Source organism: Paenibacillus sp. cl130 (genome assembly GCF_900116035.1).
In the GTDB taxonomy this organism is placed as follows: Bacteria; Bacillota; Bacilli; order Paenibacillales; family Paenibacillaceae; genus Paenibacillus; species Paenibacillus polymyxa_B.
In genome coordinates this window covers 116,524-132,876 of record NZ_FOYG01000003.1, presented here as the reverse complement: position 1 = coordinate 132,876, position 16,353 = coordinate 116,524, and the positions used below count along the sequence as shown (strand labels likewise).

Sequence of the window (16,353 nt, the reverse complement as noted above, 5' to 3'; positions counted from 1 at the left end):
ATTAAAGCTCGCTCAATAGCTATTTTTGTTTTATAAATTCTGATATCTTCATTCATTTAACCACTTGCTCCTTATGTGTAAGTTTTCGAACACTTTATATATACCGTGTAAGATATCCTACAGATTATGCGATACTAATTATTTTTTATGTAGTAACTATACTCTATAGTAAGCACATACCCAAATTGAAGGAGGAAAATACATGTTTAAATCCTATGTCAATAACGAACAGTTCAATCTTCAAATTAATCGTTTTATCAATGATTATTATCAAGAAGATGATCGAGCACAAGCTGACTTGGAAAAGATGATTCCGAAATTAAAAGACACCCATAGCTGGTATGAAGCTTGGCTCAATTTTGCAAAGAAACGCGAAGACAGCAAGGACTATGACTTAGCCTCAGTCTACTATCAAGCTGCAGAATTTTATCTTGCAACCACAGACCCCAATAAAGAAAAAATGTATCGAAAATATAGAGAAATGTTCTATAAAGGCTTTCATGATTTTGATTATGAATCCTACAAGATTCCCTATGAAGACTCGTATCTTCCTGCTGTAAAATTATTGACACCTGGAGCTACGAAGACATTACTTGTCTTTGGTGGCTATGATTCTTACATGGAAGAGATGCTTAAAATGATGAGATTTATGAAGGGAATTGATTACAATATTATTGTATTCGATGGCCCTGGCCAAGGAACTGCTTTAAAAAACGGCCTAAAATTCATTCATAACTGGGAAAAGCCCATATCAACGGTGATTGATTATTTCAAATTAAATCATGTTAGTCTCGTAGGTGCTTCTTGGGGAGGATATTTAGCTATGCGTGCGGCAGCCTTCGAAAAGAGAATCGATAAAGTAGTTGCTTTTAACATTTTCTATTGTGGTTTAGATGCCTTAAAAATGGGAATGCCAGAAGAAACGTATCAGAGTATGATGCAGCTAGTCGATCGTAATGAAGTAGATCAAGTGAATTCATTATTCGAACAGATGATGACTCACAATATTGATTTGCATTGGAAGATTACCAAAGGGATGGAAAACACCGGTGTAGCAACGCCTTTTGATCTCATTAAAAATTTCGAAAAGCACACGATGCAAGGCATTGGAGCATTCATTAATCAAGATGTTCTTTTATTAGCTGGAGAAGATGATCAATACGTACCTATCAGCCGACTCGCTCAAATCCAACAAGAATTAATCAATGCTGCGTCCATTACAACCAAAGTATTTACTAAAGAAACGGGTGGTGAGCAACACTGCCAAGCAGGTCACAGAGAGTTAGCATTTAATGAAATGAAGAAGTTCCTATAACAAAGAGATATAAATACTATAATTTCTCGCATAAAAAAATTCATAGTATGGTTAATGCGGATATTTAGTAAATATTTAAAAGAATTATGTATAACGAATGGTTTCCCCAAAAGGGGAAACCGCCTTTTTTACGTCTCATTTTGATCTGCATATTTAATAAGAATTTTATCACCTATGATTTTTTTTATTTCTGGGTAGGTTAAATGATCTAATCCTTTATTTGTTCCTACAATAATTATACCTTCATCATCAGATCCGCTAAATTAGCGGCTTTTTTGTTTTAAAAGTGTTGGCGCGTCAGTCCTTTTTTTATAAAACATCAACATGGTTTCCATATATCGCAAAACTGAGAATGGATGGTATAATGAAGGATGATTTAAAGGAATCTGTAGTGTAGTGAAGGGATGATTCATATTGATAAATCACGATAATCTTGAAGAGTATCGAGACCCGATTAATTATGATCTTGAATTTGGCGGTGAGACTAATAAATACAATTTCTATCTTGATATGGCTAGATTGAACCCAGGTGAGGTTCTGGAACTTGCATGTGGTACAGGATTGACAACCATTCATTTATCAAAATCGGGGATACATATAACAGGTGTTGACATTTCTTCATCGATGCTTGAATATGCGCGGGTTAAAGCTCAAGGTTTGCCTGTGGATTTTATTGAAGCTGATGCTCGTACATTCGATTCCGAAAAGCGTTTTTCCATGATTTATTTGACAGGAAATGCATTCCAGGCATTTTTGAGCGATGACGATCAACGAGCCTTACTCGAAACCATCTACAAGCACCTAGAATCAAATGGGATATTTGTTTTTGAAACACGAAACCCCTTGGGAACCGATTTATCCAACCAAGAGGAAAGCAGCTGGGGAAATTTTATCGATAAGGATGGAATTAAAGTCAAGATATCTGGGACACAGTCGTATGATTCAAGTAACCAGATCATGCACTGGGTCACGTTCCGTGATTGGGGATCGGAGAAAACAATTTCTCGAATTGCATGTCGCTTTACTGATAATGACACGCTTCAGCGTTTATTAACGAGCCGCGGCTTTTGTATCGAAAATCAATATTCGGACTGGGATAAAACACCGTTCACTCCTTTATCTCCTTCCATCATTACTGTTTGTCGAAAACATGGAGCCTAAAACGAATAATCCCGGAATGTTCATCCCAAGTGTTTGACGACCGCGCGTAAGATATCCATGCCATTCGCATGTTTTTGAAGGAATAACAGGCTATTCCAGTGATTCCCGGAAAGAAAAATCGCCGAGTCACCCTAAAATATGATCAGGACGTTTACAAAAAACGTTATTTGCTGGAATGCTTCTTTAATAAAGTAAAGAATTTATCGTCGTCTGGCGACTCACTATGATAAATTGGCGTGTACATTCAAGTCTTTTTTTGCCTTGGCAACCATTATGGTTTGGCTTGCCTGAGTTTGAAAACACGCCCTAATTCATAAAAAATTCTATTGTTTTCTGCCAAGAATCTGATTGACCAAAAGAATTTCCTTTTAAAGTACCACCACAAGTAAAAATGCCTCCACCCATTTTTAAACTAGTCGTTATGAACGATCAGCCCAGTCACGCCTTTTGCCTTGCAAAAGCTTTGGCAAGTCCTTATCGCAGAAAGATACCACCAGCGTTCGCCCACTCGATATTGCGTAATATCCGTTACCCATTTTTGGTTAGGCTTTTACTCTACACACTCAGCAGCTAAGTAGTTTCTCCTAGAGCGACGTTTTCGGCGAATTTTGGACTTGACTAAACTTTCAAAATGAATTGAATACAAACGCTCTACAGCTTGAATAAGTATTCTATTCATTTGGTTCACCTCCATTAGATATGAAAAAAACTTATTTCTCCTCATGGTTCGAGATGAAATAAGTTTTGAATTAAGTGCATTCATTCAAACGAACAGGAGGCATTACCATTCGATTTCTTCAAATAAACGGAAAACCATCTTTTTTTCAAATTCATCTAATATCTTAAACCCAGTTATCTCATCTTCTTTTTCTCCAAGTTTTATCATAGTAGCTATTGCTAAGTCTCCTACTTTATAATGACCTATCATCTTATCTTGAGGTTCCCTTTTTGAAGACAATTCACTTAACTTTTTTATAATTTCCTCTGTACGGAGGCCTTCTTTTCCGATATGTGTCAATGCATGATATAAAACTATGGGGTTCTTTTCTTCCAGCAAATTTTCTAACTCTTGTATTGAACATTTTCCTTCTTCTATTTTTTTCACTATATTCATTTTGTTCCTCCTGAATTATTTTTATTTCAAGTGACTGGTCAGTAATCTTCTTTCTTGAATATAATTTTCAAACAGCATATTTGCAATATCATTACGTCCCATATCTTCGGCAATTTTTATTTCTCTCATATATGCATTTAATTCCATCTTCACACGATTTATTGTTTGAAAATGGTAACTCATTCCTGGAAATCCTTGTTTTGAATCATCTAGATAATGAGTATACTCATGAATTAACGCTCCTATAGAAGCATCTTCATCTATTATTAGTTGGCCAGGCCCTCCCTTGCTAGGAGAATATGCCATTGTGTTACCTTTATATATTACTTCTACTCCCTCTGAATGTAACTCATCAATAATTTTATTCCATTCTTGTGGATGTGACTCTCTTCCAGATCCAATAACTTCTTTTAAAGGATCATCAGGATTCTTTCTGAATATATCATCAATATCTGTATTTAGCCCTCTTACAAAAGCAGGGTGCTGTTCTCTTTCTTTTAAAATATTTGTACTTTTAGCACCTTCATACTTAACAGATCCCTCCAAAATATTCTTGGGCTTAATCAGCGCTTTGGTTGTCGTAGAACCTATCATCAAACCAGCTGTACCAATCAAATTTGCCATATGTTCTTTTGACCATGCATTTGTGGGATTAAATACTCCCTGAATCATGCCCGATACTCCAAATGTACCGAAATTGAGCATGTCATTCCATGAATCGTTTTGTTTAGCTGCCCGTTCCATGTACCCTTGATACATTCCCTTCGGAATGCCGTACGACATATAATCCAGGAAGCTCCAGACTGAATCAAATTTTTTCTCATATCGTTCTGAATTAGCTGCTACAAAATCCTGCCCAAGCTCCGTTAAGCTATCCGCCGATTTCTGGAGCGCATTTCGTGTATCTGCAACAGGAACTGTGCAAGTATTCGGTGGAGGTGGCAAGCAACCTGGGTCTAGATTCCCATCCTCCATCATATCTGTTAATCTAAACTTATTTGCATGCTGCCGTAGTTCTCTAGCAATCGAATCTGTTAGTGTAACAAAGTCAGCCATATTCTTCTGAGATGTTTGGAATCTATAATAGAATTGCTCCTTTGTTATCCCCTCCCAAAATCGTTCCATAAACGAAATTTGCTGCGATAACTGACTATTCATTTGCATCGCCGTTTGCTGCGCAAGCTCAAATTTCTTAGAGACAGTTATAAGTTGTTCAGGTGTCACTTTAATTGTTGTCATAATTTACCTCGGTTGAGTTCATTAAGACATAATAACATTATTCAAATTTATGGAAAACCATCTTTATTACTAATTGTTATATGAATTAGAAGACTTAATCCCTATGACCTCTGACTTATATTTATTAAATTCAGCTCCCCCTTCATTATAAATAAGTACCTTTTTAATGCCTCATCTTCTTCTGAATAATCGTGAAAATATATCTTATTTCAGTTATATGATCATAAGATTAACAGCCATCTCATATTAAATAAGCCGGTACGCTATAGCGTCCGGCCCTTGCCTTTTAACTCTATTCTGTATAAGTTTTCTTTCCCTTTACTTTACAAAGGTATACCTTAGTTTCGATAATTTTTCCCATCAAATATTTCTAACATCATCAAAACTCCCGTTTTGTACCCAGAAATATAATCCGAGGCAGATAATATAGAAATTAGGACATCATTTAAATCAGATAGTTCTTCAATTAACTTATAATCTTGTTCTGGCAATCTTGCTTTTAGAGTTTCCATAGAAGCGGATATTTTCTGATGGGTTAGTTCAAGTTCAGGGTTCTTCGGTTTGATTCGATCACTTGGATACCATTTGCCGTAATATAAATCCTCCAAGATACTCATTTCATCTTCTCCTTCTTGATACAGACTTTGCGTAAATTTCGGATCCGTAGATGCGTTTTGTTCCCCAAAAATAAGAATATCCTATTGGAAATATCAATATTGAATTTTAGCGAATATTTCACTAGGAATAATTGAAGGACTATTGGCAAATTTCCACCAAACAAGCACAGACTATTTATTAAATAGAACAAACCAAAAGAAGCCCTACCCCTTAGGATAGAGTTCCTAAAATCATCAAGCCATCTCACATATGAGCATTTTCCGCTACAAAATTGTCTGATCCTATTGTTCGATCGGCATCTTCCGTTCAAGAAACATTTCATCTTGATATCCAATGGGTAGTACATTAATTAATCTAACTCATAGCCTAACGACTTAATCTGCAATGAAACGGTTAATAGAGCCAATCTAATTCATCTAAAGTAGGCTTTAAAGAATAAGGAACCTCCATAAATGGAGATCCCTTTTTTTAATAAAATAATATAAATATTTAAAATTTCTCACTTATTAAGCAATTTTTTTGTTACCCAGGTTATAGCTGCATTATTGACATCTTCACCCTGGCCACCGTGGGGAGCTTTAGAGTTAGACATAAAAATATTTTCTACTCCTGCATGGTTAAGAGTATCTCTAAGTCTCAAACTTTGTTGAATAGATACTAAACTGTCACTTCCTCCATGTGCAATAAACATGGGTGGATCATCTGAAGATACATAATTTATAGGACTTGCCAATTCTGCCAACTTTACTTTTTCCCAATAAGGAGAATTGGTTTGTTTTTTATCCCGAATATCTCTCAGGACTGCCACACCTTGTCCTTCTTTATCAAATCCAAGAAGTTTGGCTTCAGCTGCTCGTGGAGAGTCATGTGTTTCGGCTGCCTCCTCAGGAGATTGCAGGGTTGGGTCCATCTCAGGGCCCATGGTAAACATATCTGTTGGACCGTAAAAATCAACTGCAGCCATTACTTTACTTGAATACTCAAGATTGCCCCCAACATCACCTTCAAGCTCTTTTATATCACTAGTAACAGCGAGTTCGGTAGCCAGATGTCCACCTGCAGAATTTCCTGCTACTGCAATTTTTTCTGGATCAATACCGTATTCCTTGGCATGTGCACGCAGATATCTGATACTGCCCTTAACATCATAAATGGGAGCCGGAAAAATAGCTTCGCCACTTAGCCGATAATCTATGGAAACGAAAGCAATTTTATCTTCTAATACTTTTTTGAAAACTTGATATGCTGAATCTGTAGCCACTTGATCTGTAGCTCTACCTGTCATTTGTGCTGGTCGATTTGGTGGCGCGGCTGTTTCCTTCTTTGCATCTTTAGGCGCATCATCGCCCTGATAGTCCCCTATAGCCCATCCTCCACCATGAATATATACCAAGACAGGAGTTGCTTCGGTTACACCCTCCGGCTTAAAGATGTTCATTTTTAACTCTTTTTTCTTTCCATCGTCATTAGTTACGGTTGCATACACCACATCTTTATAGGTAGGAGCCATACTAATCACATCTGTAGGAGGACTTTCAGCAGCTACGAAACTTTCCTTTTGTGTGGCAAAAGCCAATGTTGCTAAAAGTACGAAGGATACCATTCTTAGTTTTTTATTCATACTCTCTCTCCTCACTTTTTTTCATTCTCGCATTCTATCAGGTTATCTAAAGTTCTTATTAAGAAACTTTGATACAATGCTATTTCTTCCTCGCTAAATCCCTTGTAAAAAATCTCTCCGACTTCATCAATAATCTTTTTGTTCAATTCCACTAATTTTTCATTTCTGTTCACTACTTTAACTATTGTTTTCCGTTTGTCTGTTTGGCAAGGCATAAAACTGATATGTCCTGCTTTTTCCAACTTAGCTAATATACTCGTTAAAGTTGACTTTTGAAGATTGGTAACCCTTGAGATTTCATGTATAGGTATTTCGTCTTTCGTCCAAAGATAAAACAAAATCCTTGCTTGAGTTGCTGTTAAAGTATCAACCTCAGATTCCCTGTGTTTTCTTGAAACTATTCTAGCCAGCAATGCATCTATGGATGCTGATAAAAAAACAGATCTTCCTTTTATAATTCCCATGTGCACCTCCATTTTCTCAAAAAAAGTACCATATCGTACTAATATTATAGTTCGATATGGTACTATTTTCAACCTGTATTTTTTGAATGTTTGCATTCATTATCTCTTGCGATCTGTAGATCACCCCAATTAATAGTAGTAAGTACGGCTCAACAGACATTAGGCATTCACTACAGCGAGGAAAATGTTTTATTGGGATGCATGGATGGTTAAAATTTGAACAGAGATCTTAATTAAATACTCTTCATAACCTCTAACTGAAAGATCATCTAACAAAACATCCTCATAAAAAAATCCCTGTAATTCTATGCTCTTATCTTTAGCATAATTTATTATTCGATCATAAGTGTCACATACGCTCGAGTATCCTTCTGTATGGTACGCGATTAAATATGTTCCTTTTTCTCGCTTGAAATTTGAATAATTTGATTTTTTACTAACTCTAGTAAAAAGATAATCATAATTGAATGTTTCATTTGCTAAGACTCTTTTAGTATCTCTCATCCAGCCTACTGTATGGGAAGCATCAATACTATAAATGTTCAAGTGCTTTTCGTGTTTTATCATAGAATCGTAAATGCTTTTATCATTTGTGTAAGGATCAGCCTCTGTTACTACCAAAAACTCCTCCTTTTTTTCCTCAATAATAATATCAGTTGTAACGATCTCAGTTGCTGCTTGGGTAATTCGTTTCTTCTCTGATATTATATTTTTCATTTTTTGCAGTTGTTTAATTTTAGAATTCAGCATTGCCTCTTCTTTCTCAAGTAGGACAATGAGCTCCTGAGGTGACCTTTTATTTAAATACTCTTTTATCTCTTTTAATGGCATTTCTAATTCTTTAAGTATTGAAATCACTTTAAAAACATCGATTTGATTAATTGAATAATATCTATACCCATTTTCAGCTTTAAATTCAGGAGAAAGAATTCCAAGTCGATCATAGTGAAATAAAGTATCCTTGCTAATACCCATCACTTTTGCAAATTGTCCTGACGTTAAATGAGTTTGAACATTATTCTCCATGAAATCCCTCCTTGACTATGGTGTTACACCACACTTTATTATAACCAAGTAACCTTCATATAGCAGTAGACCATGAGGAGTATCTAATCGAAAGTAATACCTAAATAATTAATCTTGGGAGGATATAAGGAATGAAAGTTCTAGTTACAGGAGCAACAGGAAGTGTGGGGAGTCATATTGTTGAACAACTAGTTGCAAAAGATATAGAAGTAAAGGCATTGTCAAGGAAGGAAAGCAACTTACCTAAAGGAGCACAAGTAGTTCTAGGTGACCTTGATATTCCCGAGACTATACAAGCACATCTCCATACTATAGATAGCTTGTTTCTGATCACTCAGAGTGAACAATCGGACGAAAAATTTATAAAAAACAAAAGAATTATTCAGATGGCAAAACAAGCTAATGTTGCAAGAATTGTAGCCCTGTTAGATTTTGAAGGAAACCCAATTGAGGACGTTATTAAAAATAGTGGAATGGAATGGACTTTACTAAAGCCAGTGGAATTTATGAAAAATGCACTTTACAGTGGTTGGACAGAATCAATCCAAAAAGAAGGGATTATTCGTACGGCTTTCCCTGATAGTTTAAGCGCTAGAATTCATGAAGCTGATATCGCTGATGTCGCAGTAAAGGCACTGACAGAAGAAGGCCATGATAAGCGGACATATGATTTGACAGGACCAGAAGCATTGTCTCCAAGAAGTATGGTTAAACAAATTTCTGTAGTTATAGATAAATACATTGATCTTGTTGAAATTACAGAAGAACAAGTAAAACAAGATTGGAAAAGCAAAGGCTATGACAATGAATTTATTGAATACTTTATTATAGGGATTGGGAAAAACCCTCCTAAAGGAGCCTATACCGTTCTACCGACAGTAGAACAAGTTACAGGCAAGCCAGCCAGAACATTTACTCAATGGGTTAATGAAAACAAGCATTATTTTGTATAACCCCTTATGTACTTTTACTAATTACCTAACGGAAAACGCTAGTTGAACCTAACACTAGTTGAACGAGGAATGGCAAAGAGTAAAACGATACTACATTAGACTGATGATCCAAGTAATAGAAACAGCGGCAGCCATGGACGGAAAAATAAAGTCCTAGACTGCCGCTGTTTTATTGAACTCAGTAAAACCGCACCTGTAATTTCGTTAGCCAAATTTTTTCCATGTTCATAAGGGATAATCGGATCTTCAGTACCGTGAATCACCAGCCTTACCTCCATAAAGTACTTTCAGTTCCTCTTCCTTCATCGTAAAAGTATGTTTTTCTTCAGGAAACCGTTTATTCTTCACATCAGCAGTATAAGCTTGAATGGACTCCAAAATAAACGGATTCAGCGAATGGTATTGTTTTACAAACTTAGGAACACGTTCAACACCATAGCCTAAAATATCATGATATACGAGAACCTGGGCATCCACATCCAATCCAGCACCAATTCCAATCACCGGAATTGAAAGGGCTTTGGTTACTTCATCTGCAAGTTGTCTTGGAACACATTCCAAAAGAAGAGCAAATGCTCCAGCCGCTTCACATTTCTTAGCATCTTCCAGCAATTTTTTAGCGGCTAATGCATCTTTTCCCTGCACCTTATATCCGCCTAAAACTCCAACAGTTTGCGGAGTCAGTCCCAGGTGGGAGCAGACAGGAATTCCTGCTCTTGTCAGGGCGGCGATATGTTCGACGACTTCATCGGCACCTTCCAGCTTCACCGCATGGGCACCGGCATCTTGAACTAATTCCCCAGCATTGATTAATGTATCTCTAACAGACAAATGATAGGTTAAAAACGGCATATCCGTAATGATAAATGTATCCTTCGCTCCTCGTTTAACAGCTTTCGTGTGGTGAATCATGTCTTCGATTGTAACTGGAATTGTTGAATCGTAACCCAGAACCACCATTCCAAGCGAATCACCAACCAATATGACGTCAACGCCCCCTTGTTCTGCAAGCTTTGCAGAAGGATAGTCATAGGCTGTTAACATGACAATCTTTTCATTGTTTTGCTTCATTTTCAACAAATCTGTAGTTTGTTTCAACGTATACCCTCCTCCTCAATTTAAATGTGACATATATTCAAATGCTGTTGTTCCATATACACTTTTAAAGTGTTTATTTAAATGGGTTAAATCAACAAAACCACATTCTGCTACTGCTGAATAAATATCTCTATTTTTTTCTATTAACTGCTTTGCACGTTCGATCTTGCAGTTAAGAAAGTATTGGTATGGTGAAATTCCAGTATGAGCATTGAATAATCGGATAAACTGAAATTTCGATAAATTAAGCTCTTTACATATCTCGTCAAGTTTAAGTACATGTTCTAAGTTGGTATGAATCATATCCTTCGCTATTCGAATTAACACGTTCTCTTTCTTATTGTCTGTAGAAAGATTGGTTTGAAAAAGGCTATCCGTCAAGGATAAAAGTAATTCGCTACACAAAGCCTCATCTTTTTCGCTTAAGATAGCCTTAGAAAGACTTAATATTTTTTGTTCAAGGCTATAGTCATACACAATTGGCGTTGAAAACCGTACGATATCCTTGTGCTCAATAATCTCTAAAAGCAATTGTGGCTCAATATATAGCATGACATAATCAAGCCCCACCTTATTATGTGCCATTCCGTCATGCGCCTGTTCTGGATTAAAAAGCATCACACCATTTTGATAGGATAACTGTAAGCTGCCATCCAAGGTATACTCTTGAATTCCACGCAATGTTACGCCTATTGCATATTCCATGTGAGAGTGCTTCTTATACTTAAATTCAGAAAGACTTGCTGATAGCGCAGTAATACCTGCTGATTTCTTATAGATAAATTTGTCCAATTCAATCACCCCTAACAAGCTTACCTACATCCATATCATTATGGCCGCATAGGCTAAAAACAAGGCCATCATTATATTAACAGTCTTTTTATGCTTCTGTAAAAACTCCTTGAAGATTGCACCGAAAAGAACCCATGTCACAAATGCTAAAAAACCAATAAGCGTTATAGCGACAATACTTATCGTCACCGCAGGTATTGCGATATAGTGGGGCATAATAAAACTAGGAATTACAGTCATTGTAAATAGTACTACCTTTGGATTTAGAAACTGCATAAGGAAGCCTGACATAAAGGTAGCTGATTGGTTTACGGTTGGATTGGATGTATCCATTTTGTAAACTTGATAGGCGAGATAGAACATATAACAGCTTCCAATTATCTGCATAACAATTAAAATTTTCGGTATGATCGTTATAAGCATCGTATTTAATATAGCAGAAATAACAAGTAATAAACCAAAAGCTAGAGTTGCTCCATACGTATATTTCATTGCTTTTTTTGCCCCAAAATTATGGACTGTAGATAGTATAACGATATTAGTTGGACCTGGTGTAAAAGTGGCAATAAAGCAGTAAATTAAAACAGATGTAATATTCATGAGGAAAACTCCTTTAACGTATTCTCATGAAATAATACATCTTAAGATAAATGGCATATAGTATATTATTGCAGGTATTGTACCCTTCGTAGTCACCCTTCTGCTACGCTGTTTGCTATATCAAAATTTCCCTTATCCAAGAGTTGCATCGTCAGTTCCTTGTTGTCCGTAGCTGTCTTCAAAAATTACTTAGCCCGAATCCTCTACCGTTAAAGATGTTTTTAACCTTACCGACAACAAACATAATCATGGATTATTGTGGTATTATTTCGGATTATTGTTAATACTACGTATCTGAGGAGGGTGAAAATGAAGTTACATACCAAATTTTCAAGACAATTATGCCAGAATATCGATCTCATTTGTGACTTCATGGGAAACAGTTCGGATTTTATTGTTCGTGAGATCACGACTGGCCATAAACACGCCGCTCTTTTTTATTTGGATGGAATGACTGACATGCAAAAGGTACAGGACAACGTGATCCGTCCGTTGCATGATCGTGTTTCCTCTGACGAGATCACTTTACCGTTATTGAAAAACGCAATTTTGGACATTGGTGAAGCAAGCTTTACTCAAAACTTTGAAGATGCCTTGGAACAGATCCTCTCAGGTGGTCTTCTCCTACTACTGAACGATACGGATGAAGGATTGGTCATTTCTTTGCCTGGATGGGAAGAACGCAGCATTACGGACTCGAAGACGCAGCCTGTGGTCAGAGGTCCGCAAGAGTCGTTTACAGAAACTTTACGTACGAATACGACTATGGTTCGTCGAAGGGTGAAGGATACAAGAGTACGTCTAACTACCATAAAAGTTGGCGAAAAAACCAAGACCGATATATCGGTCATGTATTTACATGAGGTGGCTGACCTAAAAAAGGTGCAGGACATGATATCCAGGTTAAAGGACATGCATGTAGAAGGTGTGCTTGAAAGCGAATATTTGGAAGAATGTCTCCAAGAAGATAAACAACTCACGATATTTCCGCTCTTTTATAATTCTGATCGCCCAGACTCTATTGCAGCAGGAATTATGGAGGGGAAAATTGCGATATTTGTGGATGGATCTCCCTTCGCCATCCTTGCACCTGCGGTGTTTGTAGATTTCCTTCAATCCGCAGAAGATTATTATCAATCCTTTATTTACAGTAGTATCATTCGAATATTAAGGTATATCTGCCTGGCAATCTGTATGTTGGCTCCCTCCATTTATGTCGCATTAACGACATTCCATCAGGATATGATTCCAACAGTTTTGTTATTAAGCTTATCCGCGCAACGTGAAGGAGTTCCGTTTCCAGCATTTATTGAGGCGATGATCATGGAAGTGGTTTTTGAAATTCTGAGGGAGGCAGGTCTTCGTATGCCACGGACGGTCGGTCAAGCCGTTTCTATTGTCGGGTCAATAGTAATTGGCCAAGCAGCTGTAGAAGCAAACATCGTTTCGGCTGTTATGGTCATTGTTGTTGCAATAACTGCCATTTCGAGCTTTGTCATTCCCTCGTACACCTTTTCCATTCCTATCCGTATATTACGTTTCGCTTTCATAGGCATAGCCGCTATGTTTGGTGTGTACGGATTGACTGTTGGTATCCTCATGCTCTTTGTGCATCTGAATGGGCTTCATTCATTCGGTGTACCGTATTTGAGCCCCTTTGCCAATTACAAATCGTCGGAGCAGAAGGACGCAATATTGCGTTTTCCATATAGAACTAAAAAAAAACATCGCAAAAACTAAAGGAGTAGACCATCATGAACTCGTACCGATCCACCATTTTGTTACTGTTAATGTGCACCTGGCTAATGGTGTTTCTTACGGGTTGCTGGAACAATAAGGAATTGAGCGCAATTTCCGTCGTGATGGCTATGGGTATTGATGCAGTGGATGACCAATATGAAGTCAGTCTACAAGTGGTTGACCCATCGCAAATGTCTCGGAATTCCCCCATGGAACGGACGCCAACGATCGTTTTTTCCAAACGCGCCGATACCATATTTGAAGCTATTCGAAAATTAACAACGGAATCCTCCCGAAAATTGTATATGTCCCACTTAAAATTTGTAATTTTCGATGAAAAAACAGCAAAAAAAGGAATCAAGGAGCCGCTGGACTTTCTATTCCGTGATCATGAAGTTCGGCCTGATTTCTATTTAGCGGTTGTCAGAGAAAACTCGGCAAAGGAGGCCGTTACTTTTGTAGCTCCAACCGAGATCTTGCCTGCAATGGATATGTATAAGGCATTAAGGCTTTCTGAAAAAGCATGGGCTCCAACTTCCGCGGTCAATGTAAAAGATCTTTTGCAGAAATTTACGGAGGATGGCATTGAACCAGTCCTCACCGGTATTCGACTGACAAACCTAGAAAAAGGCCTAACTATTGATAATGTGACAAAGTCGCCCCAACATGTTAAATATTTTTTCACTGGAATTGGTGTTTTCAAGGGCGATCGACTTCTCAATTGGATGGATGATTCACAAAGTAAAGCCTTTACCTATATATCCAACCGTGTTTCCAGCACCGTAGCTTCCATCGATTGTCCGTATTCCAATGGAAAATTTGTTGTTGAAGTAATCCGTTCCAAAGTAAAAATGCGTCCAGAAATAATAGACCATGAGCCGCACATTTCTCTTATTGTGGATACAGAATCCAATGTCGGAACGGTCTCGTGCAATGCCAACCTTAAGAATGAAGAGACATTTAGAGATCTTCAAAAATCAGCTAAAGAGCATCTGGAACAGTCTTTGAAGGAAGGCATTCGAAATGCACAACACATCGGTTCCGATATATTCGGGTTTGGAGAAGCTTTTCACCGCAAGTTCCCGCGTGAATGGCATAGATGGAAAGAGGATTGGTCACAAAAATTCCAAACGCTTAAAGTGGATATTCAGCTCAATTATCGTTTGATCCGGTTCGGAGAAATCGCCAGTCCAATCGATATGGGACTACACAATCAGGAGTGAATACATATGCTTTATGTGATTCTCGTAAGTTCCATTTTAACATCGCTGTATGAGTTTAAAAAATTCAAGAAGAAACAATATGTGCGTGAAATTGTATTCAGCTCGGTATTGTTGACTATAGGCGTTATATTGATTATCCTACGGATCGCCAACATTGAATTGCCGACTCCACTGACGGGCATTCGAATCCTATTCCAACCAGTAAGCCGGTTACTTATAGAAATGTTATCTTAAGGGGGCATTGGAATGAATTCCAACTTGACCGTTAGACAAGCTATTATGTGGTTTACATTATATCAAATAGGAAGCGCATATCTGGTGCTCCCAGCGGCAATTACTGCTGCCGCTAAACAAGATGCCTGGCTCTCCATCCCAGTCTCCTTAGGTTTCCATCTGTTATTGATACCTTTATATGCCTCCATCGCTAGGCAAATACAGGGGAAATCTTTCGTAGAGCATCTCCGTTGCCTCTTCGGTCCCTTGGGCGGGACGATTAGCATCGTTTTCATTTTTTTCTTTCCCTTTCTTGTGTTCATCATGACGCTTCGAAATCTAGGCGACTTTATCACAATAGATATTATGCCGGAAACTCCCTCCGACGCGATATATTTCATCATGCTTATAGTCATTTATTTCGCCGTTCGATCAGGCCCTGCTGTAATTGGCCGTTGTGCGGAAATCCTGTTTTTTTTCCTTCTGGTTCTATATCTTTTGGTCAGGATTACCCTTCTTCCTGAGACCAACATAAATAATGTGCTCCCTATTTTTGAGTATGGTTTGAACCCTATCGTTCTCGCTTCGTTCAATTTGTTTGCCTTTCCCTACCTTGAAGCAATTCTGTATCTTTTTTTTGCACAGTACATTCCCGATCCAAAGAAGTGGAGAAAGACAGTGATTACATGTGCTTTGATTAGCGGCGGCATGTATTTTTTCATGGTTCTACAAATAATCGCCGTGATGAGTGAAGGTGTTGTATCTAATTTGACGTTTCCTACTTATTTTATTAGCCGAACAATCAGTAACGGGGAGTTTCTTCAACGGTTTGAAATTGTCGTTGCAGTGTTCTGGTTTGTTACCATTTTTTTCCGACTCGCATTGCTTTTATATGTTTCAGCGCAAGGGCTTGCAGATGCTTTTCGTCTTCGAAGCGCTAACTCTCTCTTAGTTCCTCTGATCCTAATCGCAATGGCAATGGTTCATTCTATTTGGCCAAATATGCAATTTTTAATCAAGTTTTTTTCAGTATGGCCTTTTTACGCCATGATTTTCGGTATCGTGTTTCCTATTGTGCTATGGCTGGTGGGTAAGGTAGGCGGCTCGTTGAAATTCCGTAAAAAGTATCACTAAAGTTGCATTGACCGTATGAACATACTGTCCAATTCCAGCCTC

Annotated in this window: 16 protein-coding genes and 1 pseudogene; 7 read left to right on the top strand and 10 right to left on the bottom strand. The window is 37.7% G+C overall.

Annotated features, from left to right (window positions below; translation table 11 throughout):
* Positions 1 to 202 precede the first annotated feature (202 nt).
* Complete coding sequence (locus tag BM358_RS09985; RefSeq protein ID WP_028541352.1) at positions 203 to 1,315, top strand: alpha/beta fold hydrolase; 1,113 nt, start codon at positions 203 to 205, stop codon at positions 1,313 to 1,315.
* A 414-nt stretch (positions 1,316 to 1,729) separates the two neighbouring features.
* Positions 1,730 to 2,476 (top strand): class I SAM-dependent methyltransferase, encoded by a 747-nt coding sequence (locus tag BM358_RS09980; protein WP_028541353.1) that lies wholly within the window; start codon positions 1,730 to 1,732, stop codon positions 2,474 to 2,476.
* A gap of 781 nt (positions 2,477 to 3,257) precedes the next feature.
* On the opposite strand, the gene BM358_RS09975 is transcribed toward BM358_RS09980, so the two are convergent.
* From BM358_RS09975 to BM358_RS09945, 6 genes are all read right to left on the bottom strand, one after another.
* Entirely contained in the window at positions 3,258 to 3,590 is a 333-nt protein-coding gene (locus BM358_RS09975; RefSeq protein ID WP_049828402.1) for a hypothetical protein, read from the bottom strand.
* A 21-nt stretch (positions 3,591 to 3,611) separates the two neighbouring features.
* Complete coding sequence (locus tag BM358_RS26765; RefSeq protein WP_028541355.1) at positions 3,612 to 4,829, bottom strand: WXG100 family type VII secretion target; 1,218 nt, start codon at positions 4,827 to 4,829, stop codon at positions 3,612 to 3,614.
* Between the two features lie 338 nt (positions 4,830 to 5,167).
* Positions 5,168 to 5,446: a DUF6809 family protein gene (locus BM358_RS09960; protein WP_028541356.1), complete on the bottom strand. Its 279-nt coding sequence runs from the start codon at positions 5,444 to 5,446 to the stop codon at positions 5,168 to 5,170.
* Positions 5,447 to 5,946: 500 nt separating this feature from the next.
* On the bottom strand, positions 5,947 to 7,068 hold the full coding sequence (locus BM358_RS09955; RefSeq protein ID WP_023988513.1) for an alpha/beta hydrolase: 1,122 nt from the start codon (positions 7,066 to 7,068) through the stop codon (positions 5,947 to 5,949).
* An 11-nt stretch (positions 7,069 to 7,079) separates the two neighbouring features.
* The gene (locus BM358_RS09950) at positions 7,080 to 7,532 is read right to left on the bottom strand and encodes a MarR family winged helix-turn-helix transcriptional regulator (RefSeq protein ID WP_028541357.1); all 453 of its coding nucleotides are present in this window, start codon (positions 7,530 to 7,532) and stop codon (positions 7,080 to 7,082) included.
* A gap of 189 nt (positions 7,533 to 7,721) precedes the next feature.
* Positions 7,722 to 8,558: a MerR family transcriptional regulator gene (locus BM358_RS09945; RefSeq protein WP_028541358.1), complete on the bottom strand. Its 837-nt coding sequence runs from the start codon at positions 8,556 to 8,558 to the stop codon at positions 7,722 to 7,724.
* Positions 8,559 to 8,689: 131 nt separating this feature from the next.
* Here BM358_RS09945 and BM358_RS09940 point away from each other — a divergent pair, with 131 nt between their 5' ends.
* The gene (locus tag BM358_RS09940) at positions 8,690 to 9,511 is read left to right on the top strand and encodes an NAD(P)H-binding protein (protein ID WP_028541359.1); all 822 of its coding nucleotides are present in this window, start codon (positions 8,690 to 8,692) and stop codon (positions 9,509 to 9,511) included.
* Between the two features lie 176 nt (positions 9,512 to 9,687).
* Here BM358_RS09940 and BM358_RS26760 read toward each other — a convergent pair.
* The 4 genes and pseudogenes from BM358_RS26760 to BM358_RS09925 all read right to left on the bottom strand — a co-directional run.
* Positions 9,688 to 9,777, bottom strand: a pseudogene (locus BM358_RS26760) (alpha/beta hydrolase); the annotation flags it as partial.
* Positions 9,758 to 10,609, bottom strand: coding sequence for a 3-methyl-2-oxobutanoate hydroxymethyltransferase (panB, locus tag BM358_RS09935; RefSeq protein WP_028541360.1), 852 nt, complete (start codon positions 10,607 to 10,609; stop codon positions 9,758 to 9,760). The gene panB and the pseudogene BM358_RS26760, both read right to left, overlap by 20 nt.
* 15 nt (positions 10,610 to 10,624) lie before the next feature.
* Positions 10,625 to 11,401 carry an AraC family transcriptional regulator gene (locus BM358_RS09930; RefSeq protein ID WP_023988507.1) on the bottom strand — a complete coding sequence of 259 codons (777 nt, stop codon included), beginning with the start codon at positions 11,399 to 11,401 and terminating at the stop codon, positions 10,625 to 10,627.
* A gap of 24 nt (positions 11,402 to 11,425) precedes the next feature.
* The gene (locus tag BM358_RS09925) at positions 11,426 to 12,001 is read right to left on the bottom strand and encodes a LysE family translocator (RefSeq protein ID WP_023988506.1); all 576 of its coding nucleotides are present in this window, start codon (positions 11,999 to 12,001) and stop codon (positions 11,426 to 11,428) included.
* A gap of 309 nt (positions 12,002 to 12,310) precedes the next feature.
* On the opposite strand from BM358_RS09925, the gene BM358_RS09920 reads away from it, so the two are divergent.
* From BM358_RS09920 to BM358_RS09905, 4 genes are read left to right on the top strand one after another with little or no spacing between them, the layout of a single operon-like run.
* Entirely contained in the window at positions 12,311 to 13,741 is a 1,431-nt protein-coding gene (locus BM358_RS09920; RefSeq protein ID WP_023988505.1) for a spore germination protein, read from the top strand.
* A 14-nt stretch (positions 13,742 to 13,755) separates the two neighbouring features.
* Positions 13,756 to 14,964, top strand: a complete 1,209-nt coding sequence (locus BM358_RS09915) for a Ger(x)C family spore germination protein (RefSeq protein ID WP_028541361.1) — start codon at positions 13,756 to 13,758, stop codon at positions 14,962 to 14,964.
* 6 nt (positions 14,965 to 14,970) lie between these two features.
* Positions 14,971 to 15,198 carry a hypothetical protein gene (locus BM358_RS09910; RefSeq protein WP_023988503.1) on the top strand — a complete coding sequence of 76 codons (228 nt, stop codon included), beginning with the start codon at positions 14,971 to 14,973 and terminating at the stop codon, positions 15,196 to 15,198.
* A 12-nt stretch (positions 15,199 to 15,210) separates the two neighbouring features.
* Positions 15,211 to 16,311, top strand: a complete 1,101-nt coding sequence (locus BM358_RS09905; RefSeq protein WP_023988502.1) for a GerAB/ArcD/ProY family transporter — start codon at positions 15,211 to 15,213, stop codon at positions 16,309 to 16,311.
* Positions 16,312 to 16,353: the final 42 nt, after the last annotated feature.

What these genes read in the sequence shown, in the direction of transcription:
- BM358_RS09975 (WP_049828402.1), bottom strand. Translation starts at nt 3,590, where the DNA reads ATGAATATAGTGAAAAAAATAGAAGAAGGAAAATGTTCAATACAAGAG.
- BM358_RS26765 (WP_028541355.1), bottom strand. Translation starts at nt 4,829, where the DNA reads ATGACAACAATTAAAGTGACACCTGAACAACTTATAACTGTCTCTAAG.
- BM358_RS09905 (WP_023988502.1), top strand. Translation starts at nt 15,211, where the DNA reads ATGAATTCCAACTTGACCGTTAGACAAGCTATTATGTGGTTTACATTA.
- BM358_RS09985 (WP_028541352.1), top strand. Translation starts at nt 203, where the DNA reads ATGTTTAAATCCTATGTCAATAACGAACAGTTCAATCTTCAAATTAAT.
- BM358_RS09920 (WP_023988505.1), top strand. Translation starts at nt 12,311, where the DNA reads ATGAAGTTACATACCAAATTTTCAAGACAATTATGCCAGAATATCGAT.
- BM358_RS09910 (WP_023988503.1), top strand. Translation starts at nt 14,971, where the DNA reads ATGCTTTATGTGATTCTCGTAAGTTCCATTTTAACATCGCTGTATGAG.
- BM358_RS09915 (WP_028541361.1), top strand. Translation starts at nt 13,756, where the DNA reads ATGAACTCGTACCGATCCACCATTTTGTTACTGTTAATGTGCACCTGG.
- BM358_RS09925 (WP_023988506.1), bottom strand. Translation starts at nt 12,001, where the DNA reads ATGAATATTACATCTGTTTTAATTTACTGCTTTATTGCCACTTTTACA.
- BM358_RS09955 (WP_023988513.1), bottom strand. Translation starts at nt 7,068, where the DNA reads ATGAATAAAAAACTAAGAATGGTATCCTTCGTACTTTTAGCAACATTG.
- BM358_RS09945 (WP_028541358.1), bottom strand. Translation starts at nt 8,558, where the DNA reads ATGGAGAATAATGTTCAAACTCATTTAACGTCAGGACAATTTGCAAAA.
- BM358_RS09940 (WP_028541359.1), top strand. Translation starts at nt 8,690, where the DNA reads ATGAAAGTTCTAGTTACAGGAGCAACAGGAAGTGTGGGGAGTCATATT.
- BM358_RS09950 (WP_028541357.1), bottom strand. Translation starts at nt 7,532, where the DNA reads ATGGGAATTATAAAAGGAAGATCTGTTTTTTTATCAGCATCCATAGAT.
- BM358_RS09960 (WP_028541356.1), bottom strand. Translation starts at nt 5,446, where the DNA reads ATGAGTATCTTGGAGGATTTATATTACGGCAAATGGTATCCAAGTGAT.